Origin of the sequence: Nocardia inohanensis NBRC 100128, from assembly GCF_001612945.1 — a bacterium.
Taxonomy (GTDB): domain Bacteria; phylum Actinomycetota; class Actinomycetes; order Mycobacteriales; family Mycobacteriaceae; genus Nocardia; species Nocardia inohanensis.
This window is the reverse complement of the sequence record NZ_BDBK01000004.1, coordinates 267,223-286,639: the sequence shown is the minus strand read 5'-3', so window position 1 is coordinate 286,639 and position 19,417 is coordinate 267,223. Positions and strand designations below refer to the sequence as shown.

The window sequence follows — 19,417 nt, the reverse complement described above, 5'->3', positions numbered from 1 at the left end:
GGCCGGGGACCGGGCCCGGATCAAATGTCGTGGCGTCCGAGGTCGATCAGGCTGTTGGGCGTCACCGAGATCTCGAAGGGCTGCTCCACCGACAGCAATTCGTCACCGGTCAGCACACGACTGTTCCCGTATCCGCCGCGCCGCAGGTCCAGCGCCTCGATCCGCAGCACGGGACGAAAGTCCACGATCCAGTAGTGCGGGATGCCCGCCGCGGCGTACTCCGCACGCTTGACCTTGCGGTCGTGAATCTCGCTCCCGCTGCGGCGCGAGACAACCTCGGCGACAAGCATCAGATCGGCCGGATCGAGGTAGGTCTCGTCCGCTTCGACGGCTGCCCGCTCGGCGGCGGCATCCAAGATGAACGCATCGGGTTTGCGAACACCCGACGGGAACTGGAATTCGTATTCGCCGCCATCGACGAATACATCGGCACCGGCCTGCTGGGCAGCCGTGACGAAGAGCTGTTTCAGCCCCCGACTCACACGATTGTGACGCCCTGACGGCGACATCTTCTCGATCAGCCACCCATTCCACAGCTCGAAACCCTTGCCCTCTTCCGGGCCGTCGTGCAGGTCATCCGGAGTGTATGGGCCGTGGCAGGACGCCGCGCCGAAATCGAGTGCGGTACTCACGGCTCCTCCCAGGCTTCGCGGGGCTGTGCTGCGTGCATGCGCGATAGGTATGCGATACCTCGCCAGCATAATGCGCGGTGCCTCGCAGCGGTGTGAGTGTCGGCCGACTAGCGCGATGCGGCCGGGGTACCGATGATCATGCTGCCGACATTGCACTCTTCGAGTTCGTCTACGCCGGTGGCCGCGGTGAAGGCGGCGGTGTCGCTGAAGCCCTGGGCGACCGCGCCCAAGCCCATGGCGGTGGCGGCGAGGTAGACGGTCTGCATGAGGACGCCGACGTGTTTGAGGATGTTGGCGTAGGCGACCTGTTCGTAGCCCCACATGACCCGGCCGGCGCGAGCCGAGACCAGTAGCGCGAGTTGGGGTTCGGCGCCTTCGGCGAGGGTGGCCGAGGTGGTTTTCAACAGGCGCTGGACGGCGGGGGAGTCGGCGGCCGCGACGAGGTGCAGGGTGTGGTCGAACGAGTTGTAGTGGTACATACCGGGTTCCAGGCCCGAGACCTGGCGCACGACCGGGTAGAGCTCCAGTTCGTGGACGCTGCCGCCGGACGGGTAGGGGCGCGAGGGGCGCTGCTGGCCGTCGGGGGTGGTCTCGACCGAACGGGTGCGGGCGGTGCGGTAGAGCAGTTCGGCCAGCTGGGCCAGCGTCACGGGGGCGGCATCGTCGAAGGCGCGAGTGGAGCGGCGGTCTTCCAGGACCGTGGTGAAACTCGGGTCCGCGACGCGCAGGGACTCCAGATCGGGGGCGGGGAGCCCGATGGGCTCGCCGTCGTATTCGGGCCGGCGTGCGGGAAGCGGTGGGAAAGCGGCCGATTCGGCCCAGGCGGTCGGCCCGAAGTGATCCCAGGTGATGACCCGGGAGCCGAGCGTGCTGCGGCGATGGAACCACAGGTCCGGCGCGCTCCAGCTGCGGGTGGTGAAGGTCTGGGCCTCGGTGGCCGGGGCGGCGGTGAACCCACCCCAGCGCAGGTCACCGGCGAATCGAGCCGAAACGTCCTCGGACAGGCCGACTTCGGCGGGCTTGGACCCACCGGCCAGCGCCAGCAGGCGCGGATCGTGGATGCGCAGATCGCACCAGGCGGTGGGATGCTCGAGCACGATCCCGTCCGAATCCCGGTGGATCACCGCGAATTTCGACAACGTCGCCCGCCCGTCCACCTCGCGGGTCGATCCGGCGGGCGGTGCGGTGAACGGCTGCACGGTGTAGAGCGCGTGGTCCCCGTCGAGCACCGTCAAACTCAGCCACCCCTGCTCGGCCAGCTGCTCGAGCAGGGCCACGGTCTCCGCGATCGGCCCCGCCTCACCCGCCAGTTCGACGGCGGTCCCGGGCCCGCGGTTGAGCGACTTCAATGCCTGCCCTTGCGCTTTGCTCAACCCGGTCAGCTTCTGCTGCTGCGGCGGATTCAGCAGAATCGCGCCGCCGGGCACGGTCAGGCAGGTGACCCCGGCGCGCAGGGCGTAGCGGGTGGTGAGAGTCGGCAACCGCGGATCCTTCGAACGATGTTGCGAGCGGGCTTACTTCGCGGCGTTGGCGAGCGCCGGTTCCAGCTTGTCCAGCAGGTAGGGCAGCGCCAGCGGGGTGGGCTGGTTGACGGCGCTGATCTCCTGCACGGTGAGGAACACGACCGCGTTCTTCTTCACGGCGGGCAGATCGTTGTATCCCGGCAGCCCCCGGTACTTCTCGTCCATGCCCGGCGAGTAGCCCGCCAGCAGCAGATCCGAGTTCAGTTCGTCGAGCCGTTCCGGCGACAGCGCCAATCGTCCACCGTTGCCGCCCTGTTCGGTCAGCTTCGGCGGGATCGCCATGCCCAGCTGGGTGAAGAGCTGGCTGGACCCGTCCTTGGGATCGGTGAGCACCATCAGCTGCGACGGCCCGGCCAGCCAGCTGCTGATGAACGTCTTGCCCTTCAGCCCCGGATTGCGTTGCGCGATACCGTCGATGCGCGCGTTCACCTCGCCGATCACCTTCTCGGCGTCGGCGTCCTTGTGCAGGATCTTGCCCAGCGCCCGCACCTGATCCGTCCACGGCGTCACCGCCGCCTTGGTGAGCCCGGGCACGGTCGGCGCGACCTTGGACAGATCGCCGTAGGTCTTGGCATCGGCGATGAACGAATCGGCAAGGATCAGATCGGGATTCAGCGCCGCGATCTGCTCGGGCAGATTGCCGGTGGTCTGCAACGCCTTCGCCGATTCCAGCGATTTCGGCTCCCACGGCGGCGCGCCCTTGCTGAGCACGGCGATATTGTCCACGTATCCGACCGGCGTCACGCCCAGCGCCTGCACCGTATCGAGCCACTGGTTGCCCAGCGCCACAATCCGTTTCGGCGTCCCGGTGACGGTGGTCTCACCCTGCGCGTGGGTGATGGTGACCGGTGCGCCGCTGTCGGCGGGCTCCTCGTCGCCACCGCCGCCGCAGCCGCTCAGGCCGAGCGTGAGCGCGCCCGCGAGCACCGCCACACCCGCGCGCAGCGCATGCGATCGCCGTCCGGTCTTCACGATGCCTCCCCGGGTTCCCGGGAACATCAGGCGCGCCGATTTCATCGTCGACTTCTCCTTCGTCTGCTGTCGCCCGGCGGAAAACACCCGAGCAGTAGGTGAGCCTAGCCTAAGATGCAAGGCGGTTGCCGGAGCGTCGTTGCCGGTTCGATCCCCGGTGGGCCTGCCTATCGTGTTCTTCGTGGTTTAAGTTAGGCTTGCATAAGTTGTGTAGTTCGAGGTGAGAGCAATGGAGCGTGCGGTGCCCGAGAGTTTGTCCGCGGTGGAGCGTCACCGGCTCGTGGACGAATGGGCCAATGGCGTCGAACTGTACGACGTGCCGTCGGTATCCGCCCTGATCGAGTGCGGTCGCCGTGTCCCCGCGCTGCGAACCGCGGTGCGCTGCGGCGGGCACATCCTCACCTATGCCGAACTCTACGAACGCCTCGACGGCGGCGTCACCGGCACCGCCGGACCCACCCTGGACGATCTGGCCCGCCTGCTCTGCGAGGTCGCCGCGGCCGCCGCCACCGGCTCGGTGCTCGCCGAACTCGGACCCGAGGGCACCGGCCTCAAGCCCGTCGCCATCTCCGCCGCCGCGGACGACCGCCGGGCCGTCGCCGCCGATCTGCGCACCTGCACTTTCGACCGCGCCTTCGGATCCGCCGATGTGCGGGTGCTGGCCACCGAGTGGAACACCTCCGATGCGGCCGTGGAACTGCTCGCGGCCCTCGCCGACGGCGCCACCCTGGTACTGACCACGGCCGCCCAGCGTGCCGACGCCGCCGCCCTGGCCGTCCTGCTGGCAAGCGCGGCCGCCACCCATGTGGTCGCCGGCGCCGAAACCCTGGCCCGTTTCGCGACCCTGCCCACCCCGGAATTGCCGACGGTGCGCCGCTGGGATGTGCTCGGAACCCATTGCCCGGCAATATTGCCCGCATTGTTGCGCGCGATCGCCCCCGGCTCGTGCGCCGGATTCGCCTACACCGCAACCGAATACGCCGGCGTAGCGGCACGCGGACCGCTCGACGGCTCCGGTCGCCTGCGCCCCATCCCGGGTGCTCGCCTGCTGGTGCTGGACGAGGCCCGGCGTCCGGTCGCGCCGGGCGGCAGTGGCGAGGTCTACCTGGGCGGCGCGGCCCTGGCCCTGGAAACCGATGCCGAGGTGCCCGGTTTCCACGACGACCCATTCATTCCCGGCGGTCGGTTGGTTCGGACCGGCGCGCGCGGCAGCTGGACCGCCGACGGCTGGCTGGTATTCGATACCCCCGCCGCCGCGATTACCGATGTCGACGACGAAATCGATTACGCCGCCTGACAAACCGATCGTTCCTCGGTAACGGTTCGTTGTCTCGTGCGGTGCACCCCCGATAGCTGCGACTGAACTTTCTACGGATAAACCACCGAACAAAGCCGATCTGTGGTTTCGGTGAGATCTTCGGCGATATCGTGGAACTCACCTAATGGCCGTAGAGCGCGACGTTGCGCCGACCGGCGCGACGATCATCGGCGTTCATAACCTGTAGCGCCATCGAAACTCCCCGCGCGATTCCGGCCTGCCCCGGTACTCACCCCGGCATGCCGACCCGAGGTAGTGCACTGCGGCACTTTTGTTTTCGATCTTCTCCCGCCGGCCACGGCCACCCGCCGCTGCCATCACCCGGTATCGGCACCGTGTTCCGGAAAGGAGAGGCCATGAGCGCGCAATTCCCGGCGCCCGGCCCGGCGTCTGCCGCATTCGAATTCCCGCCCGCCACCCGCGACAAGCTACGCATCGCGATGGTGGTGCCACCATATTTCGACATCCCGCCCAAGGCATACGGCGGCGTCGAAGCGGTGGTCGCGGATCTGGTGGACGCGCTGGTCGAGCGCGGCCACGAGGTCACCCTGCTCGGTGCGGGCGAGAACGGGACCAAGGGCCGCTTCCTGTCGCTATGGGATCGCGCCCAATCCGAACGGCTCGGCGATCCCTTCCCGGAAGTGGTGCACGCCTTGAAGGTCCGGCGTGCGCTGGAGCGACTGGCGGCCGGCGGCGGCCTGGATCTGGTCCACGACCACACCTTCGCCGGACCGCTGAACATGCCCATGTATCGCGAGCTGGGCCTGCCCACCGTGGTCACCGTGCACGGGCCGGTCTACGGCGACCCGTACATGTACTACCGCGAACTCGGCGACGACGCGCAGCTGGTGGCGATCAGCGACCGCCAGCGTGCCCTGGCCCCGGACCTGAATTGGGCCGGGCGCGTACACAATGCGATCCGCGTCGAGGACTGGCCGTTCACCACCGAGAAGCGCGACTACGCGCTGTTCCTGGGCCGCTTCACCGCCGACAAGGCCCCGCACCTGGCCCTGGAGGCCGCGCACGCGGCGGGCCTGCCGCTGATCCTGGCCGGAAAGTGTGCGGAGCCACCGGAACTGGAGTACTTCCACGCGCAGGTGGAGCCGCTGCTCACCGAGCACGACACCATGTTCGGCATGGCCGATACGGCGGCCAAACGGGAACTGCTCGCCCATGCCCGCTGCCTGCTCTTCCCGATCCGCTGGGAAGAGCCCTTCGGCATGGTCATGATCGAGGCGATGGTCTGCGGCACCCCCGTCGTGGCCCTGCGCGGCGGTGCGGTGGCCGAGGTCGTCGTCGACGGCGTCACCGGCCGCATCTGCGACGATCCCGCCGAAATCCCGGCCGCCATCAAGGAAGTCGCCGAGTACGACCCGCACGCCATGCGGGCCCACGTCGCCGCGAATTTCGGCGCCGACACCCTCGGCCGCGGCTACGAGGACATCTATCGGGCGGTGGTCCGCGACCACAAGCCGCGCCGCGCCGGTCGCATCACCATCCACACCTGGTCGACCGCGCCGTCGCATCAATCCACCCCGCAACCCGCCCGTGCCGCCGGCACCGGTCCGGGGCGGGCCGCGGATTCGGTGCCGCGCCGCGCCGCCGGCGGCTCCAAGCGCGGCGGGCGGCGGATCACCGGATCGGGCACGCCGGGTCCGGCTGCCGGGGCGGCGGTCGGCTTGCCGGTAGATTCTCCGCTGTCGGTCCCGGACGAGTTCGCGGGCCGGCCGTCGAATCTGCTTCCCACCCCGGGCAATTCGCCCATCACGCCGGTATCGGCCGAGGTCGTCGTCGAGCTGGTCGCCGATCCACCCCTCTTGACCGGTGGCGGGTTCACCACGGGCCGTAGAACGGTTCCCGAAGCAATCAGCCAGACAACAGGTTCCGCGTCCGGGACCGAGCCCGGCGCAGTGCCGGATCCGGGTGCTTTGGAGGAAGGTTCCGCATGAACGGAGAGGCTCCGGCCGCGCTGAACACCGGTGAGCCCTCGACCCTGGGTGGCGCCGGGGGCGCGGTGACATTGGTGGAAGGCAGCACATTCTGCCTGTCGGACCGGCTCGGCGATGTCGAGCCGGGCACCCCGTACGGTCTGTTCTACCGGGACGCGCGCGTGCTGTCCCGGTGGGAGCTGCGGTTGGACGGGCAGCGGCCGGAGCCGCTGTCGGTATTGAGCCCGGAGGCGTTCACCGCCCGGTTCATACTGCGCCGGCCTCCCCGGGCCGGCGCGGCGGACAGCACGGTATTGATCGTCCGGGAACGTCTGGTGGCCGACGGGCTGCGTGAAACCATCACCGTGGAGAACCTGGGCCGCGAGACCACCGCCGTCGATCTGGTGCTGCACGTCGACGCCGACTTCGTGGACCTGTTCGCGGTCAAGGAGGGGCGCGGCGGCAATGCCCGCGCCGAGATCCTGGTGGCGGATGTGGAATTGCTGCTCAACGACAGATCCGACCGGTCGCGTGGCTTGTCGGTGTCGTCCTCGGAAACGCCGGTGGTGCTGCCGGGTTCGCTGGCCTGGCGCGCGGTGGTCCCGGCGGGCGGGCACTGGCAGACCGAGATCGTGGCGCAGCCGACCATGGGCAATCAGCCCATCCACTCGCCGCTGCGCCCGGGTGAGCACTACGAAGCCAGCGAACCCAGTCGCAAGATCGCGGCCTGGCGCGATACCGCCACCAATATCACCGCCGCCGACCCGCAACTGGCGTGGATCCTGGAGCGCACCGAAAGCGACCTGGGCGCCTTGCAGATTCACGACGACGCGCGCGGCGGCCGCCCGTTCGTGGCCGCGGGCGCGCCCTGGTTCATGACCCTGTTCGGCCGCGACTCCCTGCTCACCGCCTGGATGGCGCTGCCGCTGGATGTCGGCCTGGCCGTGGGCACCCTGCAACAGCTGGCCGAGATGCAGGGCCAGCGCGTGGATCCGATGACCGAGGAGGAGCCCGGCCGCATCATGCACGAGATGCGGCGCGGACCCGCCAGCGGCGCGGTGCTGGGCGGCGAGACCTATTACGGAACCGTCGACGCCACCCCGCTTTTCGTCATGCTGCTGGCGCAGGCCCGCAGCTGGGGCGCGGATATCGAAGCGGTGCAGGCGCTGCTGCCCGCCGCCGATGCCGCGCTGGCCTGGATCGCCGATTACGGCGACCGCGACGGCGACGGTTTCGTCGAGTACCGGCGCGCCACTGATCGCGGCCTGATCAATCAGGGCTGGAAGGACAGCTTCGACGGCATCAACGATGCGGCGGGCCATCTTCCGGAGCCGCCGATCGCGCTGTGCGAGGTGCAGGGTTACGTGTACGCCGCGCTGCTGGCCCGCGCCGACCTGGCCGAGGAGTTCGGCGACGGCACCACCGCCGGGCATCTGCGCGATCACGCCGAAGAACTGCGCACCAAGTTCGCCGAAGCCTTCTGGCTGCCCGAAAAGGGTTGGTTCGCGGTCGGTCTGGACGGCAGCAAACGCCGGCTCGATGCCCTGACCAGCAATATCGGGCACTGCCTGTGGTCGGGCATCGTCACCGACGAGCATGCGGCCATCGTCATCCGGAAGCTGGCGAGTTCGGAGATGGACAGCGGATTCGGTTTGCGCACACTGGCTTCCGATATGGGCGCCTACAACCCGATGAGCTACCACAACGGCTCGGTCTGGCCGCACGACACCGCCATCGCCGTCGCGGGCCTGCTGCGCTACCGGCACCTGCCCGGCGCGGTCGAACTCGCGACCCGCCTGGCCGAGGGCCTGCTCGACGCGGCCGGGGCGTTCGGTGGCCGGCTGCCGGAACTGTTCTGTGGCTTCCCGCGCAACAAGTTCGCCGCGCCCGTGCCCTATCCGACCTCGTGCTCCCCGCAGGCATGGGCCAGCGCCGCGCCGCTGCTGCTGGTGCGCTCGTTCCTCGGCCTGGACCCCGACGTCCCGCATCGCACCCTCACGGTGCTGCCGCATCTGCCGGCGCGCTGGGGCCGAGTCGAACTCACCGATCTGCGCCTCGGCGGCACCGTCGTCGATCTGGCGGTGGAGGGCGACCGCGTCACCGCCACCAACCTGCCCGACAACTGGCGGCTCGTCACGCACTGACGTCCGGATCGCCGGTTGTCGTACCCGCCTGGGAAAATCACCCGCATGACGGCAACCGGCGATGATGTTCGGGCAGTGGCACTTTCACTGCCCGAGACCAAGGAGCTCTTCGAGTGGCAGATGCCCACTTTCCGGGTCAAGGGCAAGCTGTTCCTCACCCTGCCCGAGCACGAGAGCTCCATGGCCGTCCGCTGCCCCATCGCCGACCGTGACGAACTGGTCCAGGCCGAACCGGAGAAGTTCTGGATCGCCGGGCACGAGGCGAACAATGCCTGGATCCGAGTTCACCTCTCCGCCTTGGAGGATCTGGACGAACTCGAAGCCATCATCGCCGACTCCTGGCGGCAGGCCGCGCCCCGCGAACTACTCGGGGAGTGAGGGTCAGAAGGTGACGCGCTGATCCGGGGCCATGAACAGCTTGTCGCCTTCCTTCACCCCGAAGGTGTTGTAGAACTCCGCCAGATTGCGAACCGGCTGGTTGGCACGGAACTCGTCGGGGGAGTGCGGGTCCGAGAGCTGCTCGGCGGTGAGCTCCGGGGTCTGCTTCGAGCGCCACGCCCGCGACCAGCCCAGGAACATGCTGCGATAGTCGGGATTGTCATTGCCCGCACGCTTTTCCGCGTTCCGGTAGGCGGTCAGCGCGATCTGCAAACCGCGCAGGTCGGCCAGGTTCTCGCCGAGGGTGAGTTTGCCGTTCACCTTGTTCTCCGGCGACAGGCCCTCCGGGACCAGGCCGTCGAACTGGGCCACCACCTTCGCCGCCTTGGCCTCGAAGGCGGCCTTGTCCTCGGCCGTCCACCACTCGCGCAGATTGCCGTCGCCGTCGTACTTGCGGCCCTGATCGTCGAACCCGTGCCCGATCTCGTGTCCGATGGTCGAGCCGACCGCACCGAAGTTCACCGCCAGCGCGGCATCCTTGTCGAAGTACGGCGGCTGCAAATACGCCGCCGGGAAGACGATCTCGTTATTGGTCTGCGAGTAGTAGGCGTTGACGGTCTGCGGGCTCATGCCCCACTCCGACTTGTCGACCGGGGTGCCGAGCCGGTCCCAATCCTTCTTGGTGCCGAAAGCGCTGACGGCGAGCAGCGATTCGACCAGCTTCCCGCGCGTGATGGTCAGCTTCGAGTAATCGTCCCACTTGTCCGGGTAACCGATCTTGACCCGCATCTTGTCCAGCTTGGCCAGCGCCGCGTCCCGGGTCGGCTGGGTCATCCAATCCGAACTCCGGAAATTGTCGCGGTAGGCGGTCATCAGATCGTCCACCATGCGCTTCACCTCGTCCTTGGCCGAGGCGGGGAAGTGCTTGTCCACGTAGAGTTTTCCGAGCAGATCCGGCAGCTGGCCGTTGACGGTGTCGACGCCGTACTTCCAGCGCTCGGCGCGCTCCTGCTGCCCGCGCATCACCCGGCCGAAGAATTCGAAGTAGGCGTCGTTGATCGCGATCGGCAGATACTTGGCGAAGTTCATCACCAGGTGCAGCTTCAGATAGTCCCGCCAGACCGCGATATCGGTCTCGGCCCACAGCTGCCCGGCCGCGGTCACGAAGGACGGCTGCCCGACCACCACCTCCGCGAACAGGTCCTTGGAGCGGTCGGTGCAGCCCGCCAGCCACGGCTCGAAATCGAAACCCTTGCCCAGTTCGGTCAATTGGGTCCAGGTCATGCGGTTGTAGGTGGCGTCGGCATCGCGGCGGCGCACCCGGTCCCAGAAGGCGGCGGCGATCTTCTTCTCCAGATCGAAGACCCGCTGCGCCATCCCGCCCGGATCGGGGAAGCCCGCGCCCTTGGCGATCGACTCCAGGAAGACCCGGTAGGCCGCCAGCTTCTCGGCGTACTGCGGCTTGCTGTAGTAGTCCTCCTCCAGCCCGATCCCGGACTGGCCCACCGCGGGCACATAGACGCTGGAGTTCTTGCGGTCGATGCTCACCCCGAGGCCGATCAGCCCGCCGATCGGCAAGGCGCCCATCACCTTCGCGAGCTCGGGTTTGGCGCCGGCCTTGTCGATCTGCTCGAACAGCCCCTGCAACGGCGTCATACCGAGCTTCTCGACGGTGTCCCAGTCCACCCGGGCGTCGTACAGATCCCGGATCTTCTGCGCATCCGAACCCGGTTCCGGGTCCTTGATGCCGTCGATGATCTCGCGCAGCTGGTTCTGGGTGCGCTCGACCGCCTCGCTGATCGCGCCGTAGGAGGTCTTGTCCGGCGGCAGCTGATACTCCTTCAGCCACTTGCCGTTGACGTACCGGTACAGATCGTCCTGCACCCGCACCGACTCGTCGGCCCCGGAAAGATCCGGCCCCGCAAGCGTTTTCGGCGCTTCATCCTTGGTGCAGGAAGCCAGCGCCGCGGCCGCGGGCACGACGCCCAGGGCAATCAGAAACGTGCGGCGATCAAGGCGCACCGGACCCGACGATGTCACCAGTAGACCCTCTCGTTAGCGGACGTGCTCCGCTGAGGCTACCGGTGCGACGCCGGGTCCGGGCGGAGAGCGTCAGAGGGTGATGCGCTGATCCGGCGGCAGGTACTCCCGGTCGCCTTCCTTGACGCCGTAGGTGTCGTAGAACTCCGGCAGATTCCGCACCACCTGATTGCAGCGGAATTCGGCGGGGGAGTGCGGGTCCTCGGCGATCTGCTGTTCGAGCGCCTCATCGGTCTGCTTGGTGCGCCAGGTGCGGCCCCACGACTCGAACATGGGCTTGAAGTCCGGAGCGTCGGAACCCTTGCGCTTCTCGATGATCCGGTAGGCGGCCAGCGAGATCTCCAATCCGCGCAGGTCGGCCAGGTTCTCGCCCACGGTGAGCTCGCCGTTCACATGCTGGTCGGCGGGCAGACCGGCCGGCACCAGGGCGTTGTACTGCTCGATGAGCTGCTTGGTCTTGGCGTCGAACGCGGCCTTGTCCGCGGGCGTCCACCAATCCTTCAGGTTGCCGTCGCCGTCGTATTTGGAGCCCTGATCGTCGAAGCCGTGCCCGATCTCGTGGCCGATGACCGCGCCGCCCGCACCGTAATTCACCGCCGGCTCGGCATCGGGGTCGAAGAACGGCGGCTGGAGGAACGCGGCCGGGAAGACGATCTCGTTGGCGGCCGGGTTGTAGTAGGCGTTCACCGTCTGCGGCGGCATGCCCCACTCGGACTTGTCCACCTTGGTGCCGAGCCGGTCGAACATGCGCTTGGCATCGAATTCGCCCGAGGCGCGCAGGGATTGGACGAGCTTGCCGCGGGTGACGGTGAGCTTGGAGTAGTCCTCCCACTTGTCCGGATACCCGATCTTGGCATTGATCTTGTCCAGTTTGACGATGGCGGCCTCCCGGGTGGGCGGGGACATCCAGCTGGAGTTCGTGAAGTTCTGCTTGTACGCCTCGCGCAGCGCGCCCACCATATCGAGGGCCTGTTTCTTCGCCTCCGGCGGAAAGTGCTTGTCCACGTAGAGTTTTCCGAGCGCCTCGCCGACCGTGCCGTTGACGGTGGAGATCGCCGCCTTCCACAGCTCGGGGCGCTCCTTCAGCCCCTGCATCTGCTTGCCGAAGAATTCGAAGTTCGGATCGGCGATGGCCTTGGGCAGATAACTGGCGAATCCGCGCACCAGGCCGAGCTTCAAATACTCCTTCCACACCGCGATATCCACCTCGGCCCACAGCTGCGCCGCGCCGGTGACGAACGACGGTTCGTCGACATTCAGCCTGTCGAACAGTTCCTTCGGCCGGTCGGTATTGCCGCGCAACCACGGATCCCAATCGAATTGCGGTCCCAGCGCGACCAATTCGGCCCAGCTGCGCAGGTTGTAGGTGGCATCGGTATCGCGAGTCCGCACATTGTCCCAATGGAATGCGGCGATCCGGGTCTCCAGATCCACCACCCGATCCGCCATCGCCGTCGGATCCGCGAACCCCGCACCTGCCGCGATCTGCTGCATGTACTTGCGATAGGCCGCCAGCTTGTCCGCGTTCTCCGGCTTCCGGTAGTACTGCTCGCCCAGCCCGAGCCCCGCCTGCCCCACCCCGGGTAGGTAGGCATTCGAATCCTTGGGATCGCTCCCCACGCCCAGCCCGATCAGCCCGACCCCGGGCAGCGCCCCCATCACCTGCGCCAGCTCGGCCTTGCTCCCCGCCTTGTCGATCTGCTCGAACAGATCCTGCAAAGGCGTCATGCCGAGCTTCTCGATCTCCGCCTTGTCCATCCGCGCGTCGTACAGATCCCGGATCCGCTGCTCATCGGTCCCCGGCTTCGGATTGTGAATCCCCTCCACAATCTCCTTGAGCTGCGCCTCGACCCGATCGCCGACCTCGTCGAACGTCCCGAAACTGACCTTGTCCCCGGGCAGCTGATACTCCTTCAGCCACTTCCCGTTGACGAACCGATACAAATCGTCCTGCGGCCGCACGCTCGGATCCGACCCCGACATATCCGGCCCGATCAACCCCTTCGAAGCATCCGAATTCTTCGAACAGGCCGGCAGCACCGCCACCGCCGGCACCACTCCCAACGCGACCAAGAACTTGCGACGATTCAGACCCAGCGGACGCTCGGACGTCAACGCGATCTCCTCTTCCGGATAATCGGACATTGCTCGGACGTAGCTTCGCGCCGACGCTAACCGTTCCTCCTGAGGAAGACCTGAACCTGCGATTGTGTCGGCCTGCTCGGACCGCACTCCCTCCCCGCGCGGCCGCGCGTCCCCTCCCGAAACCGGTTCGCCTCCCCTTATGGGGGTTCGGGGGCTTGCCCCCGATTTCTCCCCGAACAGGGGGATCGCTACACTAGACCGGTTGCCTGCGGGAGCTATGCCCGCACTTCGGCCGCGAACCCACAGCGGTTCGGTCTTTCCAGATCGGTGAAAACCGCTGGCAGGCGCGCGTTTGAAGGGCAACTGACCATGCCCGTCGGGTCGGCAATCCGGCGTGCATTTCGTCCAGGTCTAGGAGGAGCTGAAGTGATTCAGCAGGAGTCGCGACTGCGCGTCGCCGACAACACGGGTGCCAAGGAGATTCTCTGCATCCGCGTTCTCGGTGGTTCGTCGCGTCGCTATGCCGGCATCGGTGACATCATCGTTGCCACTGTCAAGGACGCCATCCCCGGTGGCAACGTCAAGAAGGGCGAGGTCGTCAAGGCCGTCGTCGTGCGCACCGTCAAGGAGCGTCGTCGCCCGGACGGCTCGTACATCAAGTTCGACGAGAACGCGGCCGTCATCATCAAGGCGGACAACGATCCGCGCGGCACCCGCATCTTCGGCCCGGTCGGCCGTGAGCTGCGTGAGAAGCGCTTCATGAAGATCGTCTCGCTGGCCCCGGAGGTGCTGTAACCATGAAGGTGCACAAGGGCGACACCGTTATCGTCATCTCGGGCAAGGACAAGGGCGCGAAGGGCAAGGTCATTCAGGCTTTCCCCGCGACCGGCAAGCTCCTCGTCGAGGGCGTGAACCGCATCAAGAAGCACGTCGCGAATTCCGCGAACCAGCGTGGTGCCAGCTCGGGCGGCATCGTCACGCAGGAAGCGCCGATCCAGGCCTCCAACGTGATGGTCGTCGACTCCGACGGCAACCCGACCCGCGTGGGTTACCGCACCGATGAGAACGGCAAGCGCGTTCGCATCTCCCGTCGTAACGGGAAGGACATCTGAGATGACTTCGACCGAAAACAAGGTGCAGCCGCGCCTGAAGACCCGCTACCGCGAAGAGATCCGCCCGGCGCTGAACGAAGAATTCAACTTCGCCAACGTCATGCAGATCCCCGGCGTCGTCAAGGTCGTCGTGAACATGGGTGTCGGCGACGCCGCCCGTGACGCGAAGCTGATCAACGGTGCGGTCGCCGACCTCACCCTGATCACCGGCCAGAAGCCCGAGATCCGCAAGGCCACCAAGTCCATCGCTCAGTTCAAGCTGCGCGAAGGCATGCCGATCGGCGCGAAGGTCACTCTCCGCGGCGACCGCATGTGGGAGTTCCTCGATCGCCTGATCTCGATCGCCCTCCCCCGTATCCGTGACTTCCGCGGCCTGTCGCCGAAGCAGTTCGACGGCCACGGCAACTACACCTTCGGTCTCTCCGAGCAGTCCATGTTCCACGAGATCGACGTCGACAAGATCGACCGTCCCCGTGGTATGGACATCACCGTGGTCACCACGGCCACCAACAACGAAGAAGGCCGTGCCCTGCTCAAGCACCTCGGCTTCCCGTTCAAGGAGAACTGATCCATGGCTAAGAAGGCTCTCGTCAACAAGGCCAACGCCAAGCCGAAGTTCGCGGTGCGCGCCTACACCCGCTGCCAGCGCTGCGGCCGCCCGCACGCCGTCTACCGCAAGTTCGGCCTCTGCCGTGTCTGCCTGCGCGAGATGGCCCACCGCGGCGAACTCCCGGGCGTTCCCAAGTCGTCCTGGTAATTCACCCCTGGTGAAGCCGGCACACTGAACCCACAAGGGCCCTCCCGAGTCTCGACTCGAGAGGGCCCTTGTCGTTGTGCCCGAATTCGTTTCGTCAGACCGCGATCGTCGTGAGCAGTGGATCCAGATCTTTGAAGTCGTCGGCGTTGCGGGTGAAGAGTGGGAGATCGTTCGCCGATGCGATGGCGGCGATCATCAAGTCCATGCGGCGTGGCTTCGGGCTGCGCCCGGCGGCGACAACCAGCTTCGTCATCGATGTGAACCGCCGCGCCGCCGCCGTACAGAACGGAAGGGCGTCGAACCCGTGCTCGATAGCGAGCAGACGCTCGGTGCGCAGGGCGAGTGCCGCCGGCGTCGACGCGACGGCGATTCCCAATCCGAGTTCCGCGAGGGTGATCGTGCTGATCTTCGCTCGGACGGGCAGTAGTGCGTCATCGATGGTGTCGATGTCGATGAGAACGCAGGTATCGAGCAGTCCCTCCGGAATCCGCCCTCCGGTTCCTGATTCAGTCATCGAGCCGGTCCTCCCCGAATACCGCGTCGATTTCCGCTCGTTCCTCCGCGCTACCACCGCTGCGGCCGATACGGGCCAGTCGTGCTTTGAGCTCGGCAACGGTCAGATCCCGTCGCGGAGAGATCGGGCGTAGCTCGCCTACCGGTCTTCCATTGCGGGTGATGACGAAGTCCTCGCCGGCCTCCAGCGCGTCCATCACCCCCGCGCTGCCGTTGCGCAGTTCGGCCTGTGTGATCGACTTCGTCATGAGCCCATGATAGCGACCGATGCTATACGTTGCTATCCCGCCGGATAGTCGACGAAATCGTCGTCACCCGCCTGACAACACCACTTCGCGACGCGCGGTGTGGGATTGGCGCAGACTCGGCGCGGTCACCTTCGCCCAGCCCGGCGCGGTCGAGATCAGCCCCCTGCGCGTCTGATCAACTCCCGTAGCAATCACGCCCGATCCTGGCAATCGAGTGCGCTTCGGCCACAACACCTTCCATATTCGAATGGTGGGCGAAACCTGGCCGTCCCCTCCATAGTGCGGCCAGGGCATCGCCGCGCACCGATCCTGTCAACGGGATGCGGGCGGCGGCAAGATCTGTCGCTGGCCCAACCTGGTGGTAGCGTCGGGCACTCTCCCCCCGGCGCGGGGGAGTTCGAATCCCCCACTGGCGCAAAGGGTCATAGATGCACGTCGGCACCGAAGTCGAAATGCCGACACTCGCCGCGTACGTGAAGCGGCTCCGGGTCCGGCGTGGGTGGACGCAACGGCAATTGGCGCAGCACGCCTATCTCGGCCTCGGCACCGTGCAGAAGCTCGAGCAGGGCGACAAGGTCAATGTCGGCGACCGCGCGCTGACCGGGTTGGCCGATGCGGTCTGCGATGACGAACACGAGCGGGCGCATCTGCGCGCACTGGCGGGCCGGCCGGGCGCGCTCGGTGACGCGGCTTCCGCGCAGGACATGACCACCCTGCTCGATCGGCTCACCGCGATTCCGGCTGCCTGGCTGGTGAATTGGCGCGTCGCCGCTTCCAACGAGCGCTATCGCGAAATGTTGCCGGGGCTGGCGGAGGCGAAAACCCAGCCGCACTGGATGTTCGAGGACCCGCGCGCCAAATTGGTCTTGCCGGGCTGGCAATTCGAGGCCACCGTCATCGTGGGCCTGCTGCGCCATCACTTCGGAGCCGCGCCGGGCCACGAAGGCAGCGCCTGGATCGTCCGCGAACTGGCGGCGAGTTCCGGTGAATTCCGCCGACTCTGGGATTCCGGCGTCGTCTATACCCGCAAGCCCGACGGTGACCGCCGGGTCTGGTCGCCGCGCACCGGAACCATGACCGTGCTGCGCGAATCGCTCATTCCGGCGGCCTCGGGCTGGCTGGTCCTCGCCTTCCCCTCCGGCAGCGACTGATCAGGCGGGCAGCCCCTCCAAGAATTCCCGGATCGCAGGCGTAACCAGCTCGGGATGCGTGAGGTTGCAGATGTGCGCCGCCGTATCGGCCGAAATCGTCTCGAGCCGCGCCGGCCCGCCCAACCCCGCCGCCAGCGCACGCATCTGCTCATGACTGAACGCCTGATCCCCGATCCCCCGCAACAGCAGCGCGGGCACGGAGATCTCCCCGAGCATCCCGCTGATGTCCTCCCGATCGATCAGGCACCGTGCCGCCAGCCCCAACCGCCCCCGGTCACTCGCCCGCCACTTCTCCACCCACGGCCGCTGATGCCGCTCCCGATCCCCGCCGATCATCACCGCCGCCATCGGCAGCGCGATGTCGTCGATCGGCACCATGCCACCCACCCAACTCTTGACGATGACCCGCTCGTACCCTTCTCGCTCCTGCTCGGTGTAGGCGGCCCCGGTAGTCCCGATCAGCACCAGCCCCTGCGTCCGTCCCGGTTGCAGCAACGCCATCCGCAGCGCGGTGAACCCGCCTTGCGAAAGCCCGCCCAGCACAACGCGATCCAATCCGAGCTCGTCGGCGATCCGCCACGAATCCCACGCCATATCCCAGTAGGTGAAGGCCTTCCCGGAATCCTCGGTCCGCCCATGCCCCCGAGCATCCACCGCGATCACCCGATACCGTTCGGCCAGCCCGTCCAACTGCGGCTCCCACATCTCCGCATCCATGAAGAACCCGTGCCCCAACAGCAAAGCCGGCCCGTCGGTCTCGGTATCCAGGTAGTGAACCTTGGTTCCGTCATCGGTGGTCACGAAGGGCACAGCCCAACCCCTTTGTCAGCTAACAGATTTCGCTAAGGGTAGACGGTGTCGCGGGCGACCGTCGGTCGGCGCGGACTCGGGGGAGCCGCCACGGAACAGGTCGGCGTACACGCGAATCGCCATGTACAGGTAGGCCAGCGTTTTAGGAATCATCAACAGCCCGAGCTGGGGGATCCGCCGCGCGAACAACACCACCGGCAGATAGCAGGCGAAGGACGCGGCCATCGCATCGGCGACGGCTCGGAAAGTCCGGTCCCCCGCCCGGTCCGCGTCCCGTCGCATCAACACCACCTCGCCGGCCCCCACCGCGAGCAGCGGCAGATTGCGTTCCACGCCCCACCCTTCGGGCGTCTGATCCCGATCCCACCGATTGAACGGCATCGCCAGCATCAACAGCCGCACCATCGACAATCCCAGCAACGCCCCACTGAACCGATCCCACGACTTCCGGAACCGCAGCCGCCAAGCATCCAAGCTGAGCACATAAAACAGCGTGATGGTGATCGAAGTCGCCATCTCGCCCAACCCGATCAAGCTGGCCCGCTGCCCGCGATAACTGACAAACCCCTTCCCCTCCCCACGCCCCATCGACACCGCCCGCAAAGCCAAATGCCCGGTATCACCCACCGCCAGCAGCGTGAACGCCTCCCGCCACCGCTCCGCCTCCGCCCTCCGCTCAACCGGAACCCGATCGCGCCGCCGCCACATGGCAACCGCCACCCCCCAAACAACAACCAAATAAGAAAGGTTGAACCCCAACTCGATTCGCTTACGCCCAGTCGAAATCATCGTGCCTCCACCACATATCGTCGTCGGCCCCGAGTCTCGCCGCCCCACCCTCCCTCCCATCAGGGACATAGGTCCCCACTTCCAACTCTTCCGATGGAGAGACCCCGAGCCGACCATCTCCGCCGACATCAGCACCGCCCCGCCGCCCTCACCGGCAACGCCTGCAACCAGCAGTAGTTTGGGTCCCACCATGGCTCGCGACTACACCGACTATCCCGCTCTCTCCGGCATCTACCTGGAGGACAGCTATGTGCTGGACATCGTCGAAGAGCCAGGCGGGTTCCGTTTCGTGCTCGAGGCAGTGCTGACCCCCGAACGCCCCAACTACCGCAATCCCATCTCTGGTGAGCAGTACTGCTATGTCGAGGCTGAGCTGATTTTTACGAATGTCAGCGCAGTCGAGTGGCTGGACCGCTCGGACCGCCGCTCCGGAGACGCCACCGGTACCGAGGACCTCGGCAATATCGACGCCCTTACCTGGGCCGACGGCGTGTATTCGGCTGAGGGTGACTGGGGGATCGTGCGGATTCGGAGTTCTACCGACCCCGAGTTCGTGGTCTCCGCCAGAGACTGTCGGTAAACACGCCCGGACGTTGCCGTGCGCGAAGTGGTGGTTGTCGTTGCCCTGGTGATTTCCGGATGATCGCAGTTCAGGTACGGTGTGCCGGAAGATCGCTGGCTTGAAGGGGGCTGGGTTGGTGGGCGAAGCGCCGTCGCTGTCCGTGCAGCCGGATGAGGTTCAGGCGTTGGGTCGGCTGGCGTATGACGTCGCCACGCAGTGCCGTGATGGTTATGTCGCGCTCGATGACGATGTGCGGGACATGCTCGGCCGCTGGATCGGCAATAACGCAAAGGCATTCGGTAGTGGCTGGGCGGAGTTTCATGAGGGTGCGGTGCAGATCTGGGATGCCCTCTTCGAATTGGCGGCCAGTCTGGGCGTCACCGCCGACACCGTTCGCGCCACCGATCAATCGTTCGCGGCGGGCGTGAGCTCGCTCGACCTGCCGTAACCAGGGG

The 19,417-nt window shown here is 66.8% G+C and carries 19 protein-coding genes and 1 pseudogene; 11 read left to right on the top strand and 9 right to left on the bottom strand.

Translation table 11 applies throughout. The features are described from left to right. Window positions 1-20: 20 nt before the first annotated feature. The 3 genes from NI1_RS13285 to NI1_RS13275 form a co-directional block, all read right to left on the bottom strand. Complete coding sequence (locus NI1_RS13285; protein WP_169815575.1) at window positions 21-632, bottom strand: Uma2 family endonuclease; 612 nt, start codon at window positions 630-632, stop codon at window positions 21-23. Between the two features lie 107 nt (window positions 633-739). Further along, window positions 740-2,113: a SagB family peptide dehydrogenase gene (locus NI1_RS13280; protein ID WP_245663200.1), complete on the bottom strand. Its 1,374-nt coding sequence runs from the start codon at window positions 2,111-2,113 to the stop codon at window positions 740-742. Window positions 2,114-2,146: 33 nt separating this feature from the next. After that, on the bottom strand, window positions 2,147-3,172 hold the full coding sequence (locus tag NI1_RS13275) for an ABC transporter substrate-binding protein (protein WP_245663199.1): 1,026 nt from the start codon (window positions 3,170-3,172) through the stop codon (window positions 2,147-2,149). Between the two features lie 196 nt (window positions 3,173-3,368). Between NI1_RS13275 and NI1_RS13270 the strand changes: the two genes are divergently transcribed. The 4 genes and pseudogenes from NI1_RS13270 to NI1_RS13255 all read left to right on the top strand — a co-directional run bounded on the left by NI1_RS13270 (window position 3,369) and on the right by NI1_RS13255 (window position 8,895). Continuing rightward, window positions 3,369-4,424, top strand: a complete 1,056-nt coding sequence (locus NI1_RS13270) for an AMP-binding protein (protein ID WP_157535101.1) — start codon at window positions 3,369-3,371, stop codon at window positions 4,422-4,424. Window positions 4,425-4,885: 461 nt separating this feature from the next. Next, window positions 4,886-5,908 (top strand): annotated as a pseudogene (locus NI1_RS13265) (glycosyltransferase family 4 protein); the annotation flags it as partial. Between the two features lie 482 nt (window positions 5,909-6,390). Further along, the gene (locus tag NI1_RS13260) at window positions 6,391-8,517 is read left to right on the top strand and encodes an amylo-alpha-1,6-glucosidase (RefSeq protein ID WP_067819229.1); all 2,127 of its coding nucleotides are present in this window, start codon (window positions 6,391-6,393) and stop codon (window positions 8,515-8,517) included. Window positions 8,518-8,592: 75 nt separating this feature from the next. Further along, entirely contained in the window at window positions 8,593-8,895 is a 303-nt protein-coding gene (locus NI1_RS13255; protein ID WP_369690135.1) for an MmcQ/YjbR family DNA-binding protein, read from the top strand. Window positions 8,896-8,898: 3 nt separating this feature from the next. On the opposite strand, the gene NI1_RS13250 is transcribed toward NI1_RS13255, so the two are convergent. Then, window positions 8,899-10,917 carry a M13-type metalloendopeptidase gene (locus NI1_RS13250; RefSeq protein ID WP_245663198.1) on the bottom strand — a complete coding sequence of 673 codons (2,019 nt, stop codon included), beginning with the start codon at window positions 10,915-10,917 and terminating at the stop codon, window positions 8,899-8,901. 90 nt (window positions 10,918-11,007) lie between these two features. Beyond that, the gene (locus tag NI1_RS13245; protein ID WP_067819220.1) at window positions 11,008-13,080 is read right to left on the bottom strand and encodes a M13 family metallopeptidase; all 2,073 of its coding nucleotides are present in this window, start codon (window positions 13,078-13,080) and stop codon (window positions 11,008-11,010) included. 366 nt (window positions 13,081-13,446) lie between these two features. Between NI1_RS13245 and rplN the strand changes: the two genes are divergently transcribed. The 4 genes from rplN to NI1_RS13225 are packed head-to-tail and all read left to right on the top strand — an operon-like array spanning window position 13,447 to window position 14,889. Further along, window positions 13,447-13,815 (top strand): 50S ribosomal protein L14, encoded by a 369-nt coding sequence (rplN, locus tag NI1_RS13240; RefSeq protein WP_067712078.1) that lies wholly within the window; start codon window positions 13,447-13,449, stop codon window positions 13,813-13,815. Window positions 13,816-13,817: 2 nt separating this feature from the next. Then, entirely contained in the window at window positions 13,818-14,132 is a 315-nt protein-coding gene (rplX, locus tag NI1_RS13235) for a 50S ribosomal protein L24 (RefSeq protein ID WP_067819217.1), read from the top strand. 1 nt (window position 14,133) lies between these two features. Continuing rightward, window positions 14,134-14,700, top strand: coding sequence for a 50S ribosomal protein L5 (gene rplE / locus NI1_RS13230; RefSeq protein WP_067712077.1), 567 nt, complete (start codon window positions 14,134-14,136; stop codon window positions 14,698-14,700). Window positions 14,701-14,703: 3 nt separating this feature from the next. Beyond that, on the top strand, window positions 14,704-14,889 hold the full coding sequence (locus NI1_RS13225; RefSeq protein ID WP_067819214.1) for a type Z 30S ribosomal protein S14: 186 nt from the start codon (window positions 14,704-14,706) through the stop codon (window positions 14,887-14,889). A gap of 94 nt (window positions 14,890-14,983) precedes the next feature. Here the strand turns inward: NI1_RS13225 and NI1_RS13220 are convergent, their stop codons facing one another. Beyond that, window positions 14,984-15,403, bottom strand: coding sequence for a type II toxin-antitoxin system VapC family toxin (locus NI1_RS13220; RefSeq protein ID WP_067819211.1), 420 nt, complete (start codon window positions 15,401-15,403; stop codon window positions 14,984-14,986). Next, window positions 15,396-15,650 (bottom strand): type II toxin-antitoxin system Phd/YefM family antitoxin, encoded by a 255-nt coding sequence (locus NI1_RS13215; RefSeq protein WP_067819208.1) that lies wholly within the window; start codon window positions 15,648-15,650, stop codon window positions 15,396-15,398. Before NI1_RS13215 ends, NI1_RS13220 begins: the two co-directional genes overlap by 8 nt. A 428-nt stretch (window positions 15,651-16,078) precedes the next feature. On the opposite strand from NI1_RS13215, the gene NI1_RS13210 reads away from it, so the two are divergent. Continuing rightward, window positions 16,079-16,801, top strand: a complete 723-nt coding sequence (locus NI1_RS13210; RefSeq protein WP_067819205.1) for an MmyB family transcriptional regulator — start codon at window positions 16,079-16,081, stop codon at window positions 16,799-16,801. Here NI1_RS13210 and NI1_RS13205 read toward each other — a convergent pair whose 3' ends face one another. Together NI1_RS13205 and NI1_RS13200 are read right to left on the bottom strand one after the other, a co-directional pair. Beyond that, window positions 16,802-17,611 (bottom strand): alpha/beta fold hydrolase, encoded by an 810-nt coding sequence (locus NI1_RS13205; protein WP_067819202.1) that lies wholly within the window; start codon window positions 17,609-17,611, stop codon window positions 16,802-16,804. 15 nt (window positions 17,612-17,626) lie between these two features. Then, complete coding sequence (locus NI1_RS13200) at window positions 17,627-18,331, bottom strand: hypothetical protein (RefSeq protein ID WP_157535099.1); 705 nt, start codon at window positions 18,329-18,331, stop codon at window positions 17,627-17,629. 259 nt (window positions 18,332-18,590) lie between these two features. Here NI1_RS13200 and NI1_RS13195 point away from each other — a divergent pair, with 259 nt between their 5' ends. After that, window positions 18,591-18,980 carry a hypothetical protein gene (locus tag NI1_RS13195; protein ID WP_067819196.1) on the top strand — a complete coding sequence of 130 codons (390 nt, stop codon included), beginning with the start codon at window positions 18,591-18,593 and terminating at the stop codon, window positions 18,978-18,980. A gap of 118 nt (window positions 18,981-19,098) precedes the next feature. Further along, on the top strand, window positions 19,099-19,410 hold the full coding sequence (locus NI1_RS13190; RefSeq protein ID WP_169815574.1) for a WXG100 family type VII secretion target: 312 nt from the start codon (window positions 19,099-19,101) through the stop codon (window positions 19,408-19,410). Window positions 19,411-19,417 lie beyond the last annotated feature (7 nt).